General features: G+C 68.6%; 15 protein-coding genes and 3 rRNA genes. 10 read left to right on the top strand and 8 right to left on the bottom strand.

What is annotated here, in order from left to right:
• Window positions 1-555 precede the first annotated feature (555 nt).
• The 4 genes from HBO46_RS13335 (at window position 556) to HBO46_RS13320 (ending at window position 7002) form a co-directional block, all read left to right on the top strand.
• Window positions 556-2074 (top strand): 16S ribosomal RNA (locus HBO46_RS13335).
• Window positions 2075-2462: 388 nt separating this feature from the next.
• Window positions 2463-5581, top strand: a 23S ribosomal RNA gene (locus HBO46_RS13330).
• Window positions 5582-5749: 168 nt separating this feature from the next.
• Window positions 5750-5866, top strand: a 5S ribosomal RNA gene (rrf, locus tag HBO46_RS13325).
• Together the 16S, 23S and 5S rRNA genes form the textbook arrangement of a ribosomal RNA operon.
• A gap of 92 nt (window positions 5867-5958) precedes the next feature.
• A complete protein-coding gene (locus tag HBO46_RS13320) occupies window positions 5959-7002 on the top strand; it encodes a tetratricopeptide repeat protein (RefSeq protein ID WP_166140819.1) in 1044 nt (347 codons plus the stop codon).
• Here HBO46_RS13320 and HBO46_RS13315 read toward each other — a convergent pair whose 3' ends face one another.
• Window positions 7003-7515 (bottom strand): hypothetical protein, encoded by a 513-nt coding sequence (locus HBO46_RS13315; protein WP_166140818.1) that lies wholly within the window; start codon window positions 7513-7515, stop codon window positions 7003-7005.
• 89 nt (window positions 7516-7604) lie between these two features.
• On the opposite strand from HBO46_RS13315, the gene HBO46_RS13310 reads away from it, so the two are divergent.
• Window positions 7605-8489: a PP2C family protein-serine/threonine phosphatase gene (locus tag HBO46_RS13310; protein WP_166140817.1), complete on the top strand. Its 885-nt coding sequence runs from the start codon at window positions 7605-7607 to the stop codon at window positions 8487-8489.
• A 192-nt stretch (window positions 8490-8681) separates the two neighbouring features.
• On the top strand, window positions 8682-9200 hold the full coding sequence (locus HBO46_RS13305) for a DUF3145 domain-containing protein (protein WP_166140816.1): 519 nt from the start codon (window positions 8682-8684) through the stop codon (window positions 9198-9200).
• Window positions 9201-9298: 98 nt separating this feature from the next.
• Here the strand turns inward: HBO46_RS13305 and HBO46_RS13300 are convergent, their stop codons facing one another.
• The 6 genes from HBO46_RS13300 to HBO46_RS13275 form a co-directional block, all read right to left on the bottom strand.
• On the bottom strand, window positions 9299-10741 hold the full coding sequence (locus HBO46_RS13300; RefSeq protein ID WP_166140815.1) for an acyl-CoA carboxylase subunit beta: 1443 nt from the start codon (window positions 10739-10741) through the stop codon (window positions 9299-9301).
• A complete protein-coding gene (fabF, locus tag HBO46_RS13295; RefSeq protein ID WP_166140814.1) occupies window positions 10741-11991 on the bottom strand; it encodes a beta-ketoacyl-ACP synthase II in 1251 nt (416 codons plus the stop codon). The genes HBO46_RS13300 and fabF overlap by 1 nt, the downstream gene beginning before the upstream one ends.
• A gap of 36 nt (window positions 11992-12027) precedes the next feature.
• Complete coding sequence (locus tag HBO46_RS13290) at window positions 12028-12273, bottom strand: acyl carrier protein (RefSeq protein WP_166140813.1); 246 nt, start codon at window positions 12271-12273, stop codon at window positions 12028-12030.
• 118 nt (window positions 12274-12391) lie between these two features.
• Window positions 12392-13393 carry a beta-ketoacyl-ACP synthase III gene (locus HBO46_RS13285; RefSeq protein ID WP_166140812.1) on the bottom strand — a complete coding sequence of 334 codons (1002 nt, stop codon included), beginning with the start codon at window positions 13391-13393 and terminating at the stop codon, window positions 12392-12394.
• Window positions 13393-14577 (bottom strand): acyltransferase domain-containing protein, encoded by a 1185-nt coding sequence (locus tag HBO46_RS13280; protein ID WP_166140811.1) that lies wholly within the window; start codon window positions 14575-14577, stop codon window positions 13393-13395. Before HBO46_RS13280 ends, HBO46_RS13285 begins: the two co-directional genes overlap by 1 nt.
• Window positions 14578-14688: 111 nt before the next feature.
• Window positions 14689-15891 carry a PucR family transcriptional regulator gene (locus HBO46_RS13275; RefSeq protein ID WP_224769047.1) on the bottom strand — a complete coding sequence of 401 codons (1203 nt, stop codon included), beginning with the start codon at window positions 15889-15891 and terminating at the stop codon, window positions 14689-14691.
• Window positions 15892-15970: 79 nt separating this feature from the next.
• On the opposite strand from HBO46_RS13275, the gene HBO46_RS13270 reads away from it, so the two are divergent.
• A complete protein-coding gene (locus HBO46_RS13270) occupies window positions 15971-16927 on the top strand; it encodes an alpha/beta fold hydrolase (protein WP_166140810.1) in 957 nt (318 codons plus the stop codon).
• A gap of 96 nt (window positions 16928-17023) precedes the next feature.
• On the opposite strand, the gene aceE is transcribed toward HBO46_RS13270, so the two are convergent.
• Window positions 17024-19762: a pyruvate dehydrogenase (acetyl-transferring), homodimeric type gene (aceE, locus tag HBO46_RS13265; protein ID WP_224769045.1), complete on the bottom strand. Its 2739-nt coding sequence runs from the start codon at window positions 19760-19762 to the stop codon at window positions 17024-17026.
• Window positions 19763-20095: 333 nt separating this feature from the next.
• Between aceE and HBO46_RS13260 the strand changes: the two genes are divergently transcribed.
• From HBO46_RS13260 to HBO46_RS13250, 3 genes are read left to right on the top strand one after another with little or no spacing between them, the layout of a single operon-like run.
• Window positions 20096-20536 carry a DUF3052 domain-containing protein gene (locus tag HBO46_RS13260; protein WP_166140808.1) on the top strand — a complete coding sequence of 147 codons (441 nt, stop codon included), beginning with the start codon at window positions 20096-20098 and terminating at the stop codon, window positions 20534-20536.
• 27 nt (window positions 20537-20563) lie between these two features.
• Window positions 20564-22228 carry an AMP-binding protein gene (locus HBO46_RS13255; RefSeq protein WP_166140807.1) on the top strand — a complete coding sequence of 555 codons (1665 nt, stop codon included), beginning with the start codon at window positions 20564-20566 and terminating at the stop codon, window positions 22226-22228.
• Window positions 22225-22710, top strand: a complete 486-nt coding sequence (locus HBO46_RS13250) for a peroxiredoxin (protein ID WP_449866938.1) — start codon at window positions 22225-22227, stop codon at window positions 22708-22710. The genes HBO46_RS13255 and HBO46_RS13250 overlap by 4 nt, the downstream gene beginning before the upstream one ends.
• Window positions 22711-22780 lie beyond the last annotated feature (70 nt).

The following is a 22780-nucleotide window of genomic DNA, read 5'->3' as shown; positions in this document are numbered from 1 at the left end:
ATCTTCTCTTCGTTGCCCAGTGCAGCGGGTGCGGCTCCGGTCAAGGAGCTGTGGCCGCCAGGCGGGGTGGCCGTCTTGTTCGCGGAAGTCTCGCGGCGCCATTGCGGTGTCGTGTGCTGGCGAACGGGGGAGGGACTGAAATAGCCCCGAATTGCTTGACCGGCGGCAATGAGGCAAGATTCTCCACGGAGATACTCGCCGAATAGCCGAGAATGTTTTCCAGCCTTACCGGGTCCGAAGTTTTGGATGTGGAAAGCGGGAAACGGGCCGGTTTGCAAGGCGGGAAAGTCCGAGGTAAAGTAGTGCAAGCCCCGACAGGGAGGCCGCGAGGCCGACCACCGGGTGTGTCTGATCCTTGAGAACTCAACAGTGTGTCATATAGTCGACGAATTAGTTTGTTATGCCCCGTCGGCACTCGGTGAGGACTTCGGTTCTTGGTGGTGTCGATGGTTTCTTTGACAATGATTCTGGTTAGACAATTTTTGTCAGCTAGTTTCTCCTGTCAGGGGCATCTCTTTTTCCGCAACTGCCCTTGGGTGGTTGTGGGTGTTGTTTTCAACGGAGAGTTTGATCCTGGCTCAGGACGAACGCTGGCGGCGTGCTTAACACATGCAAGTCGAGCGGTAAGGCCCTTTCGGGGGTACACGAGCGGCGAACGGGTGAGTAACACGTGAGTAATCTGCCCTGCGCTTCGGGATAACCATCGGAAACGGTGGCTAATACCGGATATGACAACGCACCGCATGGTGGGTTGTGGAAAGTTTTTTCGGCGCAGGATGTGCTCGCGGCCTATCAGCTTGTTGGTGAGGTAATGGCTCACCAAGGCTTCGACGGGTAGCCGGCCTGAGAGGGTGACCGGCCACACTGGGACTGAGACACGGCCCAGACTCCTACGGGAGGCAGCAGTGGGGAATATTGGACAATGGGCGGAAGCCTGATCCAGCAACGCCGCGTGAGGGATGACTGCCTTCGGGTTGTAAACCTCTTTCAGTACCGACGAAGCGAGAGTGACGGTAGGTACAGAAGAAGCACCGGCCAACTACGTGCCAGCAGCCGCGGTAATACGTAGGGTGCGAGCGTTGTCCGGAATTATTGGGCGTAAAGGGCTCGTAGGCGGTTTGTCGCGTCGGGAGTGAAAACTCAGGGCTTAACTCTGAGCTGGCTTCCGATACGGGCAGACTAGAGGTATGCAGGGGAGAACGGAATTCCTGGTGTAGCGGTGAAATGCGCAGATATCAGGAGGAACACCGGTGGCGAAGGCGGTTCTCTGGGCATTACCTGACGCTGAGGAGCGAAAGTGTGGGGAGCGAACAGGATTAGATACCCTGGTAGTCCACACCGTAAACGTTGGGCGCTAGGTGTGGGGCCTATTCCATGGGTTCCGTGCCGCAGCTAACGCATTAAGCGCCCCGCCTGGGGAGTACGGCCGCAAGGCTAAAACTCAAAGGAATTGACGGGGGCCCGCACAAGCGGCGGAGCATGCGGATTAATTCGATGCAACGCGAAGAACCTTACCTGGGTTTGACATATGCCGGAAAGCTCTAGAGATAGAGCCCCTTTTAGTCGGTATACAGGTGGTGCATGGCTGTCGTCAGCTCGTGTCGTGAGATGTTGGGTTAAGTCCCGCAACGAGCGCAACCCTCGTCCTATGTTGCCAGCACGTCATGGTGGGGACTCATAGGAGACTGCCGGGGTCAACTCGGAGGAAGGTGGGGATGACGTCAAGTCATCATGCCCCTTATGTCCAGGGCTTCACGCATGCTACAATGGCCGGTACAAAGGGCTGCGATCCCGTGAGGGGGAGCGAATCCCAAAAAGCCGGTCTCAGTTCGGATTGGGGTCTGCAACTCGACCCCATGAAGTCGGAGTCGCTAGTAATCGCAGATCAGCAACGCTGCGGTGAATACGTTCCCGGGCCTTGTACACACCGCCCGTCACGTCACGAAAGTCGGCAACACCCGAAGCCGGTGGCCTAACCCCTTGTGGGAGGGAGCCGTCGAAGGTGGGGCTGGCGATTGGGACGAAGTCGTAACAAGGTAGCCGTACCGGAAGGTGCGGCTGGATCACCTCCTTTCTAAGGAGCACACGCCCCGACAACCGGCGCCTGTTCGGTTGCGCATGGTGGTGTTCACTAGTGGAATCGTCGATGAAGGCTGTGCCTGGTGCATGGTCGTGCCTCAGTACTGTCCCTCCTGCTCTTGAGCTGGTGGGGCGTGGAACCTGGTGCGGTTCGTGTGGTGGGGATTGGTCGTGTGACACACTGTTGAGCTTTGAGGGATCAGCCCAGTTTGGGTTGTGAGCTCGGATGCCTCCTTCGGTTGCTGCCCTGAGTCTTGGGGTGGTGGTGGTTGGTGGGTTGGTTGTTTGTGAACTGGATAGTGGACGCGAGCATCTTGTGTGGCACACGTTGTGTGTTGCACATATTGCAATTAAGTCTTTGTAGTTTTTGTTGAGTGTTTGTGAGACAAGCTATGAAGGGCACATGGTGGATGCCTTGGCATCAAGAGCCGATGAAGGACGTAGGAGCCTGCGATAAGCCCCGGGGAGTTGGCAACCAAGCTGTGATCCGGGGGTGTCCGAATGGGGAAACCCAGCTGGAGTCATGTCCAGTTACCTGCACCTGAATATATAGGGTGTGTGGAGGGAACGCCGGGAAGTGAAACATCTCAGTACCGGTAGGAAGAGAAAACAATAGTGATTCCGAGAGTAGTGGCGAGCGAAATCGGATCAGGCTAAACCTCATGCGTGTGATACCCGGCAGGGGTTGCGTATGGGGGGTTGTGGGACCATTCAGGGTCGTCTGCCGGCGATCCGGACAGTAAGAAACCACAGTTGAAGTCGAATTCCATTGGAAAGTGGAGCCGTAGAGGGTGATAGCCCCGTAGGTGTAAGGCTGTGGCTGTCGAGTGGGATCCCAAGTAACACGGAACCCCTGAAATTCCGTGTGAATCTGGCAGGACCACCTGTTAAGCCTAAATACTCCTTGATGACCGATAGCGGACAAGTACCGTGAGGGAAAGGTGAAAAGTACCCCTGGCGGGGAGTGAAATAGTACCTGAAACCATGTGCCTACAATCCGTCGGAGCGAGGTCTTGTGCCTTGTGACGGCGTGCCTTTTGAAGAATGAGCCTGCGAGTTTGCGGTGTGTTGCGAGGTTAACCCGTGTGGGGAAGCCGTAGCGAAAGCGAGTCCGAATAGGGCGATTCAGTAGCGCGCTCAAGACCCGAAGCGAAGTGATCTATCCATGGGCAGGTTGAAGCGCGGGTAAGACCGCGTGGAGGACCGAACCCACTTAGGTTGAAAACTGAGGGGATGACCTGTGGATAGGGGTGAAAGGCCAATCAAACTTCGTGATAGCTGGTTCTCCCCGAAATGCATTTAGGTGCAGCGTCGCGTGTTTCTTGCCGGAGGTAGAGCACTGGATAGCTAATGGGCCCTACAAGGTTACTGACGTTAGCCAAACTCCGAATGCCGGTAAGTGAGAGCGCGGCAGTGAGACTGCGGGGGATAAGCTCCGTAGTCGAGAGGGAAACAGCCCAGACCATCAGCTAAGGCCCCTAAGCGGTGACTAAGTGGAAAAGGATGTGGAGTCGCAGTGACAACCAGGAGGTTGGCTTGGAAGCAGCCACCCTTGAAAGAGTGCGTAATAGCTCACTGGTCAAGTGATTCCGCGCCGACAATGTAGCGGGGCTCAAGTCATCCGCCGAAGCTATGGCATTCGCACCCACCTTGTGTGGAGAGCCCGAAAGGGTGTGTGGATGGGTAGGGGAGCGTCGTGTCGCGGGTGAAGCCGCAGAGTGATCTAGTGGTGGATGCGACACGAGTGAGAATGCAGGCATGAGTAGCGAATCAGGAGTGAGAAACTCCTGCGCCGAATGATCAAGGGTTCCAGGGTCAAGCTAATCTGCCCTGGGTAAGTCGGGACCTAAGGCGAGGCCGACAGGCGTAGTCGATGGACAACGGGTTGATATTCCCGTACCGGCAAAGTAGCGCCCATGACGAACCTGGTGATGCTAACCATCTGAAACCGCGGTTATCGACTCCTTCGGGGGAAGAGGCTGCGGCGTAGCGTGGGACCCGAACTGGTAGTAGTCAAGCGATGGGGTGACGCAGGAAGGTAGTCGAACCGTACCGATGGTTGTGTACGGCCAAGCATGTAGGGAGCCGCCCAGGCAAATCCGGGTGGCTGACTTTGATGTCGATCCTGAGGTGTGATGGGGACCCAATTGGGGAAGTCGGTGATCCTATGCTGTCGAGAAAAACCTCTAGCGAGCTATGCGCCGCCCGTACCCCAAACCGACTCAGGTGATCAGGTAGAGAATACCAAGGCGATCGAGCGAACCATGGTTAAGGAACTCGGCAAAATGCCCCCGTAACTTCGGGAGAAGGGGGGCCCGGATCGTGTACCCACTTGCTGGGGAAGCGTGAAGGGCCGCAGAGACCAGGCCCAAGCGACTGTTTACTAAAAACACAGGTCCGTGCTAAGTCGTAAGACGATGTATACGGACTGACTCCTGCCCGGTGCTGGAAGGTTAAGGGGACCGGTTAGATCGCAAGATCGAAGCTGAGAACTTAAGCCCCAGTAAACGGCGGTGGTAACTATAACCATCCTAAGGTAGCGAAATTCCTTGTCGGGTAAGTTCCGACCTGCACGAATGGAGTAACGACTTGGGCGCTGTCTCAACCGTGGACTCGGCGAAATTGCACTACGAGTAAAGATGCTCGTTACGCGCGGCAGGACGGAAAGACCCCGGGACCTTTACTATAGTTTGGTATTGGTGTTTGGTTCGGCTTGTGTAGGATAGGTGGGAGACTGTGAAGTGGCCACGCCAGTGGTTGTGGAGTCATCGTTGAAATACCACTCTGGTCGTACTAGATGTCTAACCTAGGTCCGTAATCCGGATCAGGGACAGTGCCTGATGGGTAGTTTAACTGGGGCGGTTGCCTCCTAAAATGTAACGGAGGCGCTCAAAGGTTCCCTCAGCCTGGTTGGCAATCAGGTGTTGAGTGTAAGTGCACAAGGGAGCTTGACTGTGAGACAGACATGTCGAGCAGGGACGAAAGTCGGAACTAGTGATCCGGCGTCGGCATGTGGAAGCGGCGTCGCTCAACGGATAAAAGGTACCCCGGGGATAACAGGCTGATCTTCCCAAGAGTCCATATCGACGGGATGGTTTGGCACCTCGATGTCGGCTCGTCGCATCCTGGGGCTGGAGCAGGTCCCAAGGGTTGGGCTGTTCGCCCATTAAAGCGGCACGCGAGCTGGGTTTAGAACGTCGTGAGACAGTTCGGTCCCTATCCGCCGCGCGCGCAGGAAACTTGAGAAAGGCTGTCCCTAGTACGAGAGGACCGGGATGGACGAACCTCTGGTGTGCCAGTTGTCCCGCCAGGGGCACGGCTGGTTGGCTACGTTCGGAAGTGATAACCGCTGAATGCATCTAAGCGGGAAGCGCGTTTCAAGATGAGGTTTCCCACCCGGTTAACGGGGTAAGGCCCCCAGCAGAACACTGGGTTGATAGGCCGGAGGTGTACAGCAGCAATGCCTAGCCGACCGGTACTAATAGGCCGAGGGCTTGTCTTACACTCACTTTACTGAAACTATCAAGACGACCGCGCAATTGATCGCGTCCACGATCCAACACAACACCCACATGGCACAAACATGTGAATAGTGGCTTGGCTCCCCAGACACACACCCCCGAAACCTCACGGTTTTGTGGCCGGTGTTGATGGGTGGAGTCGATAGAGTTACGGCGGCCATAGCGAAAGGGAAACACCCGGTCCCATCCCGAACCCGGAAGTTAAGCCTTTCAGCGCCGATGGTACTGCAACCGAGAGGTTGTGGGAGAGTAGGACGCCGCCGGACAAAAATTCCGTAGGGGCCACCGTCAGGTGGCCCCTACGTGCATTTCATCATAGAATTCGGCGTTCCACGCCAGACCCAGGAGCACAGATCAGATGGCTGACCAGCGACGCAACCAGCGCCCCCAGGGCGACGGACCCGGACGCGGCGGCCGCCCCTCGGGTGGCAGGCCCTCCGGCGGCAAGCCGACGAGCGGCGGACGCGGCGGATCGAAGCCGCAGGGCGGCTCGCGCGACAGCGGCCCGGCCCGCAGTGGCGACCGCCCGGACCGCGGCGAGCGTCCGGCCCGCAGCGGCGGTCGCCCGGCCCGCAGTGGTGACCGCCCGGACCGCGGTGGCCGGCCGGAGCGCGGCGGTGACCGTCCGCGCAGCGGCGGGCGCCCCGAGCGTGGGGGTCGTCCCGACCGTGGTGCTCGTTCGGATAGCCGCGACCGCGCTCCGCGCACCGGTGACCAGGCGCGTTACGACGGCCCGGAGCTGCCCCCGGAGATCTCCGGCCTTGAGCTCGACCGTGCCGTGGGCGCGCAGCTGAAGGGCCTCCCCGAGAAGCTTGCCGCGCGCATCGCCCGCCACCTCGTCGCGGCCGGGCACTTCATCGACACCGACCCCGAGCTGGCCTACCAGCACGCGATGGCGGCGCGCGCCCGTGCAGCCCGGCTCGCCGTCGTGCGTGAGGCCGTGGGCGAGGCGGCGTACGCCGCGGGTCACTACGCCGAGGCGCTCGCTGAGCTGCGTGCCGCGAAGCGGATGAACGGCGCGACCGCCTACCTGCCGATCATGGCGGACTGCCACCGTGCCCTCGGCCAGCCCGAGCAGGCGCTCAAGCTGGCCAAGAGCCCGTCGGTGGTCAACTTCGCCCCCGAGGCGAAGGCCGAGATGACGATCGTCGAGGCCGGCGCCCGTCGCGACCTCGGCCAGTTCGACGCGGCTCTGCGCACCCTGGAGCTGGCTCCGCTCAACAACAAGACCCGATCCTCGTGGGTCGTGCGCCTGCGCTACGCCTACGCCGACACCCTCGAGGCCGCCGGGCGCTACACCGACGCCCTGGCGTGGTTCCACCGCACCAACGCGATCGACGCCGAGGAGCTCACCGACGCCGCGGAGCGCGCCGAGGCGCTCGAGAAGCGCCTCGCGGACTGATCAGCGACTCAGCACGACCACTCGGCTGGGGGCGCCGGCGGGGCGCACGCCCCGTTGGACGCCCTCGCCGAAGGCCAGGCGCACGCGGGCGATGCTCACCGTCCCCGGTTGGGCGCCGCTGACGCGCAGGACGACGGTGTCGCCGTTGCCCAGGGCCTCGTCCTCGGTGCCGACCAGCTCCTCGCAGAAGGCGCCCGGATCGGTGGTGACCCGGAACGACCCGCCGCGGCACAGCAGCGGCTCCACCTCGACGGGCATCTCGGAGTCGACCTCGACCCGCACGCCGTGCAGCGTCAGGCTCCGGTCGAGCTCCGTCCCGGCAGCGAAGACGCCGAGGTGGACGGGGACGCCGGCGGGGGTCGATGCGACCACGTGCTCCTCCGCGGTGGGCAGGGGGGCCGGGCTGTGGACGTACCAGGCGACCGCGCCCAGCCCCGCCGCGACGCCGACCACGGTGATCGCGAGGCGGGCCCGGGGACGGTGCGCGACGAAGAGAGGTTCGGGCTGGTCCACGGCCCGGAGCGTAGGACACCAGGGGCACGTGCGGGCTTGACCGCGCCGGACACACGACGCTGTACTCACGATCGGCAGGAGGAGGGTCCATGCTCCGCTTCGCGGGCTCGGGGGCGAGCGAGGTCGGCCTGGTGCGGGTCCACAACGAGGACTCCGGGTACGTCGGTCGCTCCGTGGCGGTGGTCGCCGACGGCGTCGGGGGCGCGGCGGCCGGCGAGGTCGCCTCCGCCACCGCCGTCCACGCCCTCGTCTCGGCCTGGCGTGGCGGGCTGGCCGCCGGCGACCGGCCCGAGGCCGGACCCGTGGGTTCCCTCGAGGACCGGGTCGCCGACGTGAGCGCCGCGGCGCGCGCCGCGGTGCGCCATGCCGTGCAGCGTGACCTCAACCGGCTCGGCATGTCGACCACGCTCACCGTGGTGCTGTGCGACGGCGCTCGCGTGGCGCTCGGCCACGTGGGTGACTCCCGCGCCTACCGCTGGCGCGACGGCGTGCTCACCCAGCTCTCCGGCGACCACACCTACGCCGAGCAGCTGCGGCGTACGTCGCGCGTCTCGGCCTCGGTGCTGGCCACCCACCCGTGGCGCAAGGTCGTGCTCCGCACCCTCGACGGCGACCCCGCCGACCCCGGCCCCGACATCGCGGGCGTGGACGTGCGCGCAGGGGACCGGCTGCTGCTGTGCACCGACGGCCTGAGCGATCTCCTCGACGACGCCGCGATCGCCGCCCTGCTCCCGGGGAGTGCCGCGGAGGCCGTCGCGGCCCTGGTCGAGGCTGCTCTCGCGGCCGGCGGCCGGGACAACGTCACCTGCGCGGTCCTCGACGTGGTCGACGTCCCGGACGGGGCCGATCCGGTGTCCCCGCTGCCGGGTGGGCGACCGTCCCGCGGCGTGGTGCCGCTCGGGCCCGGTCTGCTGCTCGGCGCGGTGCGCGACGGCGCCAACGTCGTGTCGACCACGCCGAGCTGGCGGGCCTGAACGCCTGCCCGACCGCCTGCCTGGGCACCTGGGCGTAGGACGTGTGCGACACGCCCCTCACACCACTGGTGCGCAGGCGCATCATGGGTCACAATGGTCCAACAACCGAACATCTGTCACATGACTGATCTCTCCTCCATGACGAGACCGCTGGGGAAGGCGTAGCTCGCGCCGGAGAAGGAGGAGGTCACCGTGACCGCACGCACCACCAGCCGCTCGGCGACGAGGGGCGTTCTTTACGTTCACTCCGCACCGTCCGCGTTGTGCCCACACATCGAGTGGGCAGTGGGCGGTGTCCTCGGCGTGCCCGTGAGCCTCGACTGGACCCCTCAGTCGGCGCAGACCGGCACGTACCGTGCCGAGCTGTCCTGGACCGGCTCGGCCGGCTCGGCGGCGGCGATCGCCTCGGCTCTGCGCGGCTGGAACCAGCTGCGCTTCGAGATCACCGAGGAGCCGACCTCGGCCACCGAGGGCGCTCGCTACTCCTACACCCCCGAGCTCGGCGTCTTCCATGCCGTGACCGGCATCCACGGCGACATCATGATCCCCGAGGACCGGCTCAAGGCCGCCGTGGTCAAGGCCGCGCTCGGCGAGACCACCGTCCTGGTCGAGATCGACAAGCTGCTCGGCAAGCCCTGGGACGACGAGCTCGAGACCTTCCGGCACGCCGGCGACGGCGCGCCGGTGCGCTGGCTGCACCAGGTCGTCTGAGCGGCACGATCCTCCGCCTCTCCACGACGAAGGCCCCCACCGATCGGTGGGGGCCTTCGTCATGTCGGCCTTCCCCTGCCGGGGGCGGACCGGGTGGATCAGAGCGGGATGTTGCTGTGCGTCCCGCGGCGTACGCCCTCGGACTGGACGGCCGCGTCGATGGCCCGGGCGATCGTGGAGCGGGTCGCGGTGGGGGCCACGACCTCGTCGACCACGCCGATCTCGACGGCACGCTCGACGCCGCCGGCGATCCGCTCGTGCTCGGCGGCGAGCTCGTTCTCGACCTGGGCGCGCAGGTCGGGCTCGACCTCGGCCAGGCGTCGGCGGTGCAGGATGCGTACTGCGGCGACCGCGCCCATGACCGCGACCTCGGCGCCCGGCCAGGCGAGCACCTTGGTGGCGCCCAGGGAGCGGGAGTTCATCGCGATGTAGGCGCCGCCGTAGGTCTTGCGGGTCACCAGGGTCACCCGGGGGACCACGCACTCGCCGAAGGCGTGCAGCAGCTTGGCGCCGCGGCGTACGACGCCGTCCCACTCCTGGCCGACGCCCGGCAGGTAGCCCGGGACGTCCACCAGGACGATCAGCGGGACGCCGAAGGCGTCGCACATCCGCACGAAGCGCGCGGACTTCTCCGCGGAGGCGGAGTCCAGACAGCCGCCCAGGCGCAGCGGGTTGTTGGCCACGACGCCGACCGTGCGACCGCCGAGGCGACCGAGCGCGGTCACGACGTTGGGCGCCCAGCGGGTGTGCAGCTCCTGCACGGTGCCCTCGTCGAGGACGGCCTCCACCAGCGGGTGCACGTCGTAGGCGCGCTTGCGCGACTCCGGCAGCAGCGCCTCGAGGTCACGGTCCTCCACGTCGCTGACCCGCAGACTGCCCTGGGCGCCGAGCAGGCTGGCGATCGCGCGGGCCCGCTCGAGGGCCTCCGCCTCGGACTCGGTGAGCACGTGGACGACGCCGGAGCGGCGACCGTGCGGCTCGGGGCCGCCGAGGCGCAGCATGTCGACGTCCTCGCCGGTGACCGAGCGGACGACGTCCGGCCCGGTGACGAAGATGCGGCCCTCGGGACCGAGGATCACCACGTCGGTGAGCGCCGGACCGTACGCCGCGCCGCCGGCGGCCGGGCCGAGCACCACGGAGACCTGCGGGATCTTGCCCGAGGCCTGGGTCATCACCTGGAAGATGCGGCCGACGGCGTGCAGGGAGAGCACGCCCTCGGCGAGGCGGGCCCCACCGGAGTGCCACAGGCCGATGATCGGCACCCGGTCGGTCATCGCGCGGTGGTAGGCGTCCACCACGACACGGCAGCCGAGGTCGCCCATCGCTCCGCCCATCACGGTGGCGTCGGAGCAGAACGCGACGACGGGGGCACCGTCGACGTGGCCGATCGCGGCGAGCATCCCGGAGTCGTCGTCGGGGCTGATCAGCTCCAGCGTGCCGTCGTCGAAGAGCGCGGTGAGCCGCTTGAGCGGGTGGCGCGGGTCCTCCTCGCGCGGCAGCCTGGCCGGGCGGGAGGAGGCGGGGGCGGCGACGACGCTCATCAGATGCTCCCGAACGCGACGGCGACGTTGGCGCCGCCGAAGCCGAAGGAGTTGTTCAGCGCCGCGATGTCGCCCTGGGGGAGCGGACGCGCGGTGGTCGCGATGTCGAGGTCGACCTTCGGGTCCTTGTCGTCGAGGTTGATCGTGGGCGGGCTGATCCGCTCGTGCAGCGCCATCACCGTGGCGACGGCCTCGAGCGCGCCGGCGCCGCCGAGCAGGTGCCCGGTCATCGACTTGGTGCTGGTGACGATCACGTCGGAGACGCTCGCGCCCAAGGTGGCGTGCAGCATCAGGCCCTCGGCGATGTCGCCGAGAGGCGTGGAGGTCGCGTGGGCGTTGACGTGCTTGATCGACGAGGCGTCGATGTCGGACTCCGCCAGCGCGCGCAGGATGGCGCGCGAGCCGCCGCGGCCCTCAGGGTCGGGCTGGGCGATGTCGTGGGAGTCGGCGGTGATGCCGGCGCCGAGGACCTCGGCATAGATGCGTGCGCCGCGGGCCCGGGCGTGCTCGAGGGACTCCAGCACCAGGACGCCGGCGCCCTCGCCGAGCACGAAGCCGTCGCGGCCGGTGTCCCAGGGACGCGACACGGTGGTCGGGTCCCCGTCGTTCTTCGACAGCGCCATCATGTTGGCGAACGCCGCCATCGGCAGCGGGTGGATCGCGGCCTCGGTGCCGCCGGCGACGACGACGTCGGCGCGGCCCAGGCGGATCTGGTCGATCGCCATCGCGATGCCCTCGTTGCCCGACGCGCACGCCGAGATCGGGGTGTTCACCGCGCCGCGGGCGCCGACGTAGAGGCTGATGTTGGCGGCGGAGGCGTTGGCCATCAGCATCGGGACCGCGAGGGGGGAGACGCGGCGCGGGCCCTTGGCCTTCAAGGTGTCGTAGTTGTCGAGCAGGGTGGTCACGCCACCGATGCCCGACGCCATGGCGACGCCGACCCGGTCGCCGTCAAGACCGTGGTCCTGGACGGCGTTCTCCAGGCCGGCGTCGCGCCATGCCTCCATCGCCGCGACCAGGGCGAACTGCGCCGAACGGTCCAGGCGGCGGGCCTTGACCCGCTCGAGGACCTCGGTCGGCTCGACGGCGATCCGACCCGCGATCTTGACCGGCAGGTCGGCGGCCCACTCCTCGGTGAGGTGACGCACGCCGGAGCGCCCGGCGAGCAGGCCCTCCCAGGTGCTGGCCACGTCGCCGCCCAGGGGGCTGGTGGTGCCGAGGCCGGTGACCACGACTCGGGTTCGACTCATCGTGTGTTGGCTCCTGATCGTTGGGGGTGGGGTGGCTCAGGCCTGGGCGCGCTCGATGAACGCGACGGCGTCACCGACGGTCTTGAGGTTCTTGACCTCGTCGTCCGGGATCGAGACACCGAACTTCTCCTCGGCGGCCACGACGACCTCGACCATCGAGAGCGAGTCGACGTCGAGGTCGTCGACGAAGGACTTGTCCAGCTGCACGTCGGCGACGTCGACGCCGGCGACCTCGTTGACGATCTCGGCGAGGTCGGTGCGGATCTCTTCGGTGGTGGCCATGGGGCTTCTCCTTGGTCGTGGTGGTGCGGGTGGATGGTGCTCGTGGGTGGTGCTCGTGGGTGGTGCGGGTGGTGCTGTCTGGCGGTGGTGCGGGTGGTGCGGGCCCCGAAGGGCCGGCTCAGGGGACGACGACGACCTGCGCGGCGTACGCGAGGCCGGCGCCGAAGGCGATGAAGAGCGCCGTGTCGCCGGAGCGGGCCTCGCCGTCGGCGCGCATGCGCGCCAGGGCGAGGGGGATCGAGGCCGCCGAGGTGTTGCCCATCTCGGCGATGTCGCGCGCGATGCGCACGGTGCCGGGCAGCTTCATCGAGCGCGCGAGCGCGTCGATGATGCGCATGTTGGCCTGGTGCGGCACGAAGCAGTCGAGCTCGTCGGGGGTGATGCCGGCGCGGTCGAGCGCCTCCAGGCCGATCTTGGCCATGGCGAACGACGCCCAGCGGAACACCGAGTTGCCCTGCATGGTGAGGTGCGGCATCAACGGCGCCTCGGCGGCCAGCACGTCGCGCCAGTCCTCGCGCTGCCGGATGTGGTCGAAGTGCTCGCCCTGGGAGCCCCACACGACGGGGCCGATGCCGGGGGTGTCGCTCGGGCCGACCACCGCCGCCCCGGCCCCGTCGGCGAAGATGAACGCCGTGCCGCGGTCGGTGGTGTCGGTGATGTCGGAGAGCCGCTCGACGCCGATGACCAGCACGTGTCCGGCCGAGCCGCCGGTGACCATGTCGTTGGCCATCGCCACGCCGTGGCAGAAGCCGGCGCACGCGGCGGAGATGTCGAAGGCGGCGGCGTTCTCGGTGCCGATCTCGTGGGCGATGAGGGTCGCGACGGCCGGGGTCTGCATGAGGTGGCTGACCGTGGCGACGATGACGCAGTCGATCTGCGCGGCCTCGACGCCGGCGTCGGCGAGGGCGGCGCGGGCGGCCGCGGACGCCATCATCTGCACGGTCTCCTCGGCCGAGGCCCAGCGGCGCGAGACGATGCCCGATCGCTGCTGGATCCACTCGTCGCTGGAGTCGATCGCGTCGACGAGCTCGGAGTTCGGCACGACCCGGCTGGGGCGGTAGGCGCCGACGCCCTTCAGCGCGGCGTACCGGGCACCGGTGGCGGGGGAGAGGGTGACCATCAGTTGGCGCCCTCGGGGTGCAGGCGCAGCAGCGGCTGGCCGGGGGCGACCGGGTCGCCGTCCTCGACGAGCCACTCGACGACCTGGCCGCCGTGGGCGGCGGTCACCTGGATCCGGTCGCGCAGGCTGGCGACGTCGCCGATCGTGGCGCCGGCGTGCAGCGCGCCGAGGTCGCGGGCCTCGGTGGCGACGTGGAAGGTGCCCTTGGCGGGCGAGACGACCATGCGCCAGGTCGGGCTGGCGCCGAAGTGGCTGGCCTCGCCGTGCTTGTCGCAGAACGCGCGGGCGTCCTCGAGCTGGTCGGGGGTCTTGAGGGCGAAGGTCTCGACGCCCTTGAGGGCGCGCTTGGCGATGCCGGTCAGGGTGCCGGCCGGGGGCATCTCCAGGATGCCGGTGACGCCGAGGTCGGCCATGGTCTCCAGGCACAGGTCCCAGCGGACCGGGTTGGCGATCTGCCCGACGAGGCGGCGCAGCACCTCCTGGCCGTCGTGGATGACCTGGCCGTCCTTGTTGGAGATCAGCCGGGTGCGCGGGTCGTGGACCGACACCGAGCGGGCCAGCTTCTGCAGGTGCCCGACCGCGGGCGCCATGTGCTCGGTGTGGAACGCACCGGCGACGCTGAGCGGCATCAGGCGGGCCTTGGCCGGGCCGTCGGCGGCGAACGCCTCCAGCTGGGCCAGGGTGCCGGCGGCCACGACCTGGCCGGGGCCGTTGTCGTTGGCGGGGGTCAGCCCGTGTGCGGCGATCTTGGCCAGCACCTCGTCGCGGTCGCCGCCGAGGACGGCGGTCATCCCGGTCGGGGTCGCGGCGGCGGCCGCGGCCATCGCGTTGCCTCGTTCGCGCACCAGCACCATCGCCTGCTCGGCGGTGATCACCCGCGCGCCGGCCGCAGCGGCCAGCTCGCCCACGCTGTGGCCCGCCACCGCGCCGATGCGGCTGAACGCGTCGGCGGGATGCGGGAACAGCTCGAGGGCGGCGACCAGCCCGGTGGCGACCAGCAGCGGCTGGGCGATCCGGGTGTCGCGGATGGTCTCGGCGTCGGCCTCGGTGCCGTAGTGGGCGAGGTCGATGCCGGCGACGGTGGAGAGCCAGTCGAACCGCGACGCGAAGGTCGGGTCCTCAAGCCAGGGCCTCAGGAAGCCGGGCGACTGGGCGCCCTGGCCGGGAGCAACGATGACGAGCACGGGGACCACTCTGCCCGGCGACGGCCGCGGAATCGGTGACGACGCTCACGAAAGTCAGTCGCCGTACGTTGTGGGAACCCTACAAAAAGCGACGTGCGGCGCCCGGGCCGGTCAGCTGTCGTCGGCGCTGCGGCCGGACTGACGGCCGAGCACCAGCGCGATCTCCAGGGTGAAGGCGTCGCGGGGGTCCGCGGGGCTGAACCCGGTGACCTCGGCGGCCTGGCGCAGGCGGTAGCGCACGGTGTTGGGGTGCACGAAGAGCAGGCGTGCCGTGCCCTCGATGGAGCCGCCCGCCCCGAAGTACGCCGCGAGGGTCTCCGCGAGCGTCGCCCGGGCCCGCACGAGCGGCAGATAGACCTCCTCGACCAGCAGCCGGCGCGCGTGGCCGTCGCCGGCGAGGACCCGCTCGGGCAGCAGCTCGTCGCTCAGCACGGGACGAGGTGCCTCGGGCCAGCCGGCCGCTGCACGGTGCGCGGAGAGGGCCGCCCGGGCGGAGGTGTGCGCGGCCGCCAGGTCGCTGACCACCGGGCCGACCACGACCGGACCGTCACCGAAGAGGTCGGTGACCGCGTTGCCGGCGGCGCGCGGGTCGCGGGCGCCACCGAGCACCACGACCAGGCGTTCGCCCTGCACCGCGCAGAGCGCCTCCAGCCCCGCGGCGCGCGCGATCCGGCGTACCTCCTCGAAGAGGTCGGTCTCGGTACGACGCGCGGGGGCGGTGCCGAGCACGACCGCGACGTCCCCGAGGGCGGACCAGCCCAGCGCGCTGGCGCGGGAGAGCATCGCCTCGTCGGTCTCGGCGCGGAGCACGGCGTCCACGACGAGCGCCTCGAGCCGGGCGTCCCAGGCGCCGCGCACCTCGGCGGCGCGGGCGTAGACCTCGGCGGTGGCGAAGGCGATCTCCCGGGCGTAGCGGGAGACCGCGACGTGGGCGTCGGCGGAGTCCTCGGCGTCGAGCAGGTCGTCGAGGTTGGACTCCACCACCTCGATCGAGAGGCGCACCAGGTCGACGGTCTGGCGCAGCGTGATCACACCGGCGAGCGCCCGCGGGGCCGCACCGAAGATCGAGGCGGCCAGCAGCGAGCCCTCGGGGGCCGGGGCCTGCCCCGGGTCGCGGTGGTACCAGTCCACGAAGCCCTTCACGCCGGCCTGCACGATGAGCCCGACCCAGGAGCGGTCCTCGGCGCTCAGGGCCCGGAACCAGGCGTACTCGGTCTCCATGCGGGCCATCGCCGCGGTGCTCAGCGCGCCGGTCGCGCGGCGCAGGGCGGCGGCGGCGCGCGGGTGGGCGGTGGCGGGGACGCGGCGGGACACGCCCCGAGGCTAGACCGCGACCGCCTGCCTCGGGGCGCCCGGTCTGGTTGAATCGGTCCTCTGGCTTCGACGGCGGGAGATGGTGGTGGTGAAGGCGACGCACGAGGTGCAGTCGGTGACGATCCACGGTCACCGGCGCGCGTTCGTCAAGGTCGGGCACGGGCCGGTGCTGCTGCTCCTGCACGGCATGGGTTGCGACCACACCACCTGGTCGCCGGTCATCGACGAGCTGGCTCGACGCCACACCGTCATCGCCCCCGACCTGCTCGGCCACGGCAGCTCCGACAAGCCGCGCGCCGACTACAGCGTCGGCGGCTATGCCAACGCGATGCGCGACCTGCTCACCGTCCTCGGCATCAACCGGGTGACGGTCGTCGGGCACAGCCTCGGCGGCGGGGTGGCGATGCAGTTCGCCTACCAGTTCCCCGAGCGCACCGAGCGCCTCGTGCTGGTGGCGCCCGGCGGACTCGGCCCGGAGGTGTCCCCGGTGGTGCGCGCCGTCACGACGCCCGGCTTCCACCAGGTCATGGGGGCGCTCACCCTCCCCGGGGTGCGGCACGTGGGGGTCGTCGGCATGCGGATGCTGGCGGCCAGTGGGCTGCCCCGGACCCGCGACCTCGGGGAGGTCGCCAAGATCTACGACTCGCTGCGCGACCCGGCCACCCGGCACGCGCTGCGCCACGTCGTGCGCGCGGTGGTCGACTGGCAGGGCCAGATCGTCACGATGGCCGACCGCGCCTACCTCACCAGCGCGCTGCCGATGACGGTCGTCTGGGGCCGCGACGACGCGGTGATCCCCGTCGAGCACGCCGACCTGGTCGCCGATCTCGCCCCGGCGGCCCGGGTGGAGGTGCTCGACGACGCGGGGCACTTCCCGCACAGGGACCACCCGGTGCGGTTCGCGCGCATCCTGGCCGACTTCGTCGAGGAGACACCCCCCGCGACGTACTCCCGGGCGCGCTGGCGCGCCCTGCTGCGCGCCGGCGGGGCACCGGCCGACGGCGCGCTGGGCGCGGCCGCCGACGGCCCCGCCTGAGCCGCCGGCTCATCACGGGACCGACAGGCGGCCCGTGACGCGCCAGGGCCCGCCACGCGAGGCGTGGCGGGCCCTGGCATCACGTGCGGTGGCGACTCAGGCGTCGCCGCCCTCCTGCTGCACGTCGGCGACCGCGGTCGGGTCGTCGATGCGGTAGGTGTTGAACGCCTTCTCCACCTGGGCCGGGTCGATCTGCCCGGCGTCGGCGAGCGCCTGCAGCGCCTGAACGACGACCGACTGGGCGTCGATGTGGAAGAACCGGCGCGCAGCGGGGCGGGTGTCGGCGAAGCCGAACCCGTCGGCGCCGAGCACCCGGTAGTCCCCGGGCACCCAGCGGGCGATCTGCAGCGGGACGGCCCGCATGTAGTCCGACACCGCCACGACCGGGCCCTCGACGTCGACGAGGCGCTCCTCGACGTACGACGTGCGCGGGGCCTCGCCCGGGTGCAGCAGGTTCCACTCCTCGGCAGCGACGGCGTCGCGGGCCAGCTCGTTCCAGGAGGTGACCGACCACAGGTCGGCCTGCACCCCCCAGTCCTCGCGCAGGATCCGCGCCGCGTCCTCGATCCAGGGGTAGCCCACGCCGGAGCCGAGCAGGGTGACCCGCGGGCCCTCGCCCTCGGCGACGGCCGTCTGGTGCATGCCCTTGAGGATGCCCTCGACGTCGACGTCGGCCGGCTCCGCGGGCTGGGCGACCGGCTCGTTGTAGACGGTGACGTAGTAGATGACGTTCTCGCCGTTGCCCGCGGGGCCGCCGGTGCCGTACATCCGCTCGAGACCGTTCTGCATGATGTGCGCGATCTCGTAGGCGTGCGCCGGGTCGTAGTGCACGACCGCCGGGTTGGTCGCCGCCAGCAGCGGGGAGTGGCCGTCGGCGTGCTGCAGGCCCTCACCGGTCAGCGTCGTGCGACCGGCGGTGGCGCCGATCAGGAAGCCGCGCGAGAGCTGGTCGGCCATCGCCCAGATCGAGTCGCCGGTGCGCTGGAACCCGAACATCGAGTAGAAGATGTAGAACGGGATCATCGGCTCGCCGTGGGTGGCGTACGCCGACCCGGCGGCGGTCGCGGAGGCCACTGCGCCGGCCTCGGAGATGCCCTCGTGGAGCATCTGGCCCTGCTTGGACTCCTTGTAGGAGAGCAACAACTTGCGGTCGACCGACTCGTACTGCTGGCCGGCCGGGTTGTAGACCTTCGCGCTCGGGAACATCGCGTCCATGCCGAAGGTGCGGTACTCGTCCGGCGCGATCGGGACCAGGCGCTTGCCGATCTCGGGGTCGCGCATCCACTCCTTGAGTAGGCGGACGACGGCCATCGTGGTGGCGATCTTGTTCTTGCCACCGCCCTGCTTGAGGTCCTTGTACGCCGCGTCGGAGGGGAGCGTCAGCGGCTTGGAGCGCTGCACCCGGCGCGGGACGGAGCCGCCGAGCTGGCGGCGGCGCTCCAGCATGTACTGGATCTCCGGGGACTCGGCGCCGGGGTGGAAGAACGGCGCGGCGCCGGTCTCCTCGTAGGAGCGCTCCAGGTCGCGGTCGGAGATCGGCAGGTAGAGGCGGTCGCGGAAGCGCTTGATGTCCTCCGGGGTCAGCTTCTTCATCTGGTGGGTGGCGTTCTTGCCCTCGAGGGCGTCGATCGTCCAACCCTTGACGGTCTTGGCCAGGATCACCGTCGGCTGGCCGACGTGCTTGGTCGCGGCGTCGAACGCGGCGTAGACCTTGCGGTAGTCGTGGCCACCGCGCGGCAGCTTGGCGATCTGCGCGTCGCTCATGTGCTCGACCATCTTGCGCAGCCGCTCGTCACCCCCGAAGAAGTGCTCGCGGGTGTAGGCGCCGTCCTCGACCGAGTAGGTCTGGAAGTCGCCGTCCGCGGTGGTGTTCATCTTGTTGACCAGCACGCCGTTGACGTCGCGGGCCAGCAGGTCGTCCCACTCGCGGCCCCAGACGACCTTGATCACGTTCCAGCCGGCGCCGCGGAAGTTGGCCTCCAGCTCCTGGATGATCTTGCCGTTGCCGGTGACCGGGCCGTCGAGCTGCTGGAGGTTGCAGTTGATGACCCAGGTGAGGTTGTCGAGCTCCTCGCGGGCCGCGATCCGGATCGCGCCGAGCGACTCGGGCTCGGCCATCTCGCCGTCACCGAGGAACGCCCAGACGTGCTGGTCGCTGGTGTCCTTGATGCCGCGGTTGTGCAGGTAGCGGTTGAACCGCGCCTGGTAGATCGAGTTGATGCCGGTGAGCCCCATGGAGACCGTGGGGAACTCCCAGAAGTCCGGCATCAGGCGCGGGTGCGGGTAGGAGGACAGGCCCTTGCCGGTGCCGTGCTGGACCTCCTGGCGGAAGCGGTAGAGCTGCTCCTCCTCCAGGCGCCCCTCGAGGAACGCGCGGGCGTAGATGCCGGGGGAGGCGTGGCCCTGGAAGTAGATCTGGTCGCCGCCGCCGGGGTGGTCCTTGCCGCGGAAGAAGTGGTTGAAGCCGACCTCGTAGAGGCTCGCGGAGGACTGGTAGGTGGCGATGTGGCCGCCGACCTCCAGGCCCTTGCGGTTGGCGCTGGAGACCATCACCGCGGCGTTCCACCGGATGAAGGCGCGGATGCGGCGCTCGATCTCCTCATCGCCCGGGAACCACGGCTCGCGCTCGGGCGGGATCGTGTTGATGTAGTCCGTGGAGCGCAGGGCGGGAACCCCGACCTGCATCTCACGGGCGCGCTCGAGCAGGCGCAGCATCATGTAGCGGGCGCGGGAGCGGCCACGCTCGTCGACGAGCGCGTCGAAGGAGGCGAGCCAGTCCGCGGTCTCGTCAGGGTCGATGTCCGGCAGCTGGGTCGGCAGGCCCTCGTGGATCACAGAAGGGGTGCTGCCGGAGCGAGTGCCTGAAGGGAAGGGTGTTTCCTCGGTCACCCGGCCATGTTCCCACGTCGGGAAAGGGGACGGAATCTACCGCCCAGTAGCTGGGGGTGTGGGGTGGGCGAGGTCTCGGCGGACCCTCGCAGGCGCGGTCCCCGGGGCCCGCCGCGGGCCCGTCCAGAATCCTCCGAGTGGCGGTCCGGGGACGCCGTTCTGTGAGGTCGTGGCGTGTACCGGCTTGCGCAGCGGCGCTGACTCCGCTGGACTACTCCTCACATCCGGCTTCTCCGACATCCCGGAGAGCCGTATCTCATCAGATGTCTGGAGGCCTCAGTGAGTTCGACCGCGGGTGGCGGGTCCACCCAGACAGGCGCCCCTGCCGATCCGGCTGCCCGGCTCGGCTTCAAGGCCGGCATGGTCATTCAGGAACTTGGCTGGGACAACGACGCCGACGACGAACTCCGCGTTGCCATCGAGAACGCCCTCGACGCGGACATGGTGGACGGCGACTACGGCAACGTCGTGGACGCGGTCCTGCTGTGGTGGCGACAGGACGACGGCGACCTCGTCGACGGTCTCGTCGACTCCCTGACCGACCTCGTCGGCGGTGGCTCCATCTGGTTGATGACCCCGAAGGTCGGCAGGCCGAACGCCGTCGACGCGTCCGACATCGCCGAGGCGGCTCCGATCGCGGGGCTCGCGCAGACCACGACCGCCAGCGTCAGCAAGGACTGGGCGGCGACGCGACTGGTGGCACCCAAGACCCCGGCCTGACCTCCGCGGCACCAAAGGAACTCACCTGTGCTCGACACCCTGACGGCCCGGCTCGCCTCGACGACCACGGCCGGCAGGGTGCTGCTCGGCTCCGGGGTCGTGCGTCCGTACTCCCCTCCGGTCCTGATCGGGCTGCTGGGCACGCTGCGGCGCTGGGGCACGGGCCCCGGCGGCGGGTTCGCCAGTGTCGCGCTGCGCGCCCCCGACCGGGTCGCGATCATCGACGAGCGTGGCTCGCTGAGCTACGCCGAGCTGCACCGCCGCGCCAACGCGCTGGCCCGCGGGCTGCGGGAGCTCGGCGTCGGCGAGGGCGACTCGGTCGCGCTGATGTGCCGCAACCACCGCGGTTTCGTGGAGGCCACGATCGCGGCCAACCGCCTCGGCGCCGACGCGCTCTACCTCAACACGGCCTTCGCCGGACCCCAGCTGCTCGAGGTCCTCGAGCGCGAGCGGCCGCGGGTGGTGGTCCACGACGAGGAGTTCGCCGGCCTGCTCGGCGACGACGCCCCCGGCACCCCGGTGATCGCGTGGAGCGACAGCGACACCGGGTCCGAGGAGGAGCGGCTGACGCTGGAGGGCCTGATCGCGGCCTCGGCGGGGGACGACCTCGATGCGCCGCAGCGCCACGGACGGATCGTGATCCTGACGTCCGGCACCACCGGCGTCCCGAAGGCCGCGCCCCGCGCGGAGGCCGGGATCGACGCGGCGGTCTCGCTGCTCTCGCGGATGCCGCTGCGCGCCGGCTGGCGCACCCACGTCGCCGCGCCGCTCTTCCACACCTGGGGCTATGCCCATCTCGCGCTGGCGATGCTGCTCGGCACGACGCTCGTGCTGCGTCGCCGCTTCGACCCCGAGGACGCGCTGCGCCTCGTCGCCGAGGAGCGCTGCGAGTGCGTGGTGGTCATCCCGGTGATGCTCCAGCGCATCCTGGCGCTGCCCGAGGACGTCCTGGCCGCCCATGACCTGTCCACCGTGCAGGTGGTGGCGTCGTCGGGCTCCGCCCTGCCCGGCGACCTGGCGATGAGCTGGATGGACCACTTCGGGGACCACCTCTACAACATCTACGGCTCCACCGAGGTCGCCTACGCCTCGATCGCCACCCCCGAGGACCTCCGCGAGGCCCCGACCTCGGCCGGGCGGCCGCCGTGGGGGACCGTCGTACGCATCTACGACCAGGACGACCGGCCGGCGGCGCCGGACACCCCGGGCCGGATCTTCGTGGGCAACACGATCCTCTTCGAGGGCTACAGCGGCGGCGGTGGCAAGGACATGATCGAGGGGCTGATGGCCACCGGCGACGTCGGGCGGTTCGGCCCGGACGGTCGCCTCTACGTCGAGGGTCGCGACGACGAGATGATCGTCAGCGGCGGCGAGAACGTCTTCCCCCGCGAGGTCGAGGACTGCCTGGCCCGCCACCCGGGCGTCCTCGAGGTGGCCGCGGTCGGCGTCGAGGACGAGCAGTACGGCATGCGCCTGGTCGCCTACGTCGTGATCCGCGACGGCGCAGAGGTGACCGACGTGCAGCTGCGCGAGTGGGTGAAGGACAATCTGGCGAGGTTCAAGGTCCCGCGGGAGATCGTCATGCTCGACGAGCTGCCCCGCAACGCCACCGGCAAGGTCCTCAAGTGGGATCTGGCCAACTCAGCCAAGCCAGGTACACCGGGTACGCCGGTCAGGAAGGAGTCGTCGTGAGCACCGACCAGGAGGGCATCGCGGGTCTGTCCCTCGGCGGGTTGGCGCCCGACTTCACCCTGCGCGACCAGTTCGGCCAGGACGTGACGCTGTCGTCGTTCCGCGGCACCAAGGCCGTCGCCCTGCTGTTCTACCCCTACGCCTTCTCCGGGGTCTGCACCGGCGAGCTGGCGGGGGTGCGCGACCGCCTCGACGAGTTCCTGACCTTCGACACCGAGGTGCTCGCGATCTCCTGCGACCCGATGTTCGCGCTGCGCGCGTTCGCCGACGCCGAGGGCCACAACTTCCCGCTGCTCTCGGACTTCTGGCCGCACGGTGAGGTGAGCAGGGCCTACGACGTGTTCGACGAGCGCACCGGAGCGCCGCGCCGCTCGTCGTACGTCGTGGACCGCGAGGGCCGGGTGCGCTGGTCGGTGCACAACGCGATGCCCGAGGGTCGCGACCTCGACGAGCACCTGCGCCAGCTGCACGCCCTGACCTGAGGGGCCCCCGAGCGACCCAGCGACTAGACCGCCCAGACGGCTTTGCCCGGATCGCTGGCACCGCGCGCGC

Origin of the sequence: Nocardioides ochotonae, from assembly GCF_011420305.2 — a bacterium.
Classification (GTDB): Bacteria; Actinomycetota; Actinomycetes; order Propionibacteriales; family Nocardioidaceae; genus Nocardioides; species Nocardioides ochotonae.
This window is presented reverse-complemented; position numbering and strand designations above follow the sequence as displayed.

Coding starts and splice junctions, on each gene's coding strand:
- HBO46_RS13320 (WP_166140819.1), top strand. CDS start 5,959: ATGGCTGACCAGCGACGCAACCAGCGCCCCCAGGGCGACGGACCCGGA.
- HBO46_RS13285 (WP_166140812.1), bottom strand. CDS start 13,393: ATGGTCACCCTCTCCCCCGCCACCGGTGCCCGGTACGCCGCGCTGAAG.
- HBO46_RS13310 (WP_166140817.1), top strand. CDS start 7,605: ATGCTCCGCTTCGCGGGCTCGGGGGCGAGCGAGGTCGGCCTGGTGCGG.
- fabF (WP_166140814.1), bottom strand. CDS start 11,991: ATGAGTCGAACCCGAGTCGTGGTCACCGGCCTCGGCACCACCAGCCCC.
- HBO46_RS13270 (WP_166140810.1), top strand. CDS start 15,971: ATGGTGGTGGTGAAGGCGACGCACGAGGTGCAGTCGGTGACGATCCAC.
- HBO46_RS13290 (WP_166140813.1), bottom strand. CDS start 12,273: ATGGCCACCACCGAAGAGATCCGCACCGACCTCGCCGAGATCGTCAAC.
- HBO46_RS13300 (WP_166140815.1), bottom strand. CDS start 10,741: ATGAGCGTCGTCGCCGCCCCCGCCTCCTCCCGCCCGGCCAGGCTGCCG.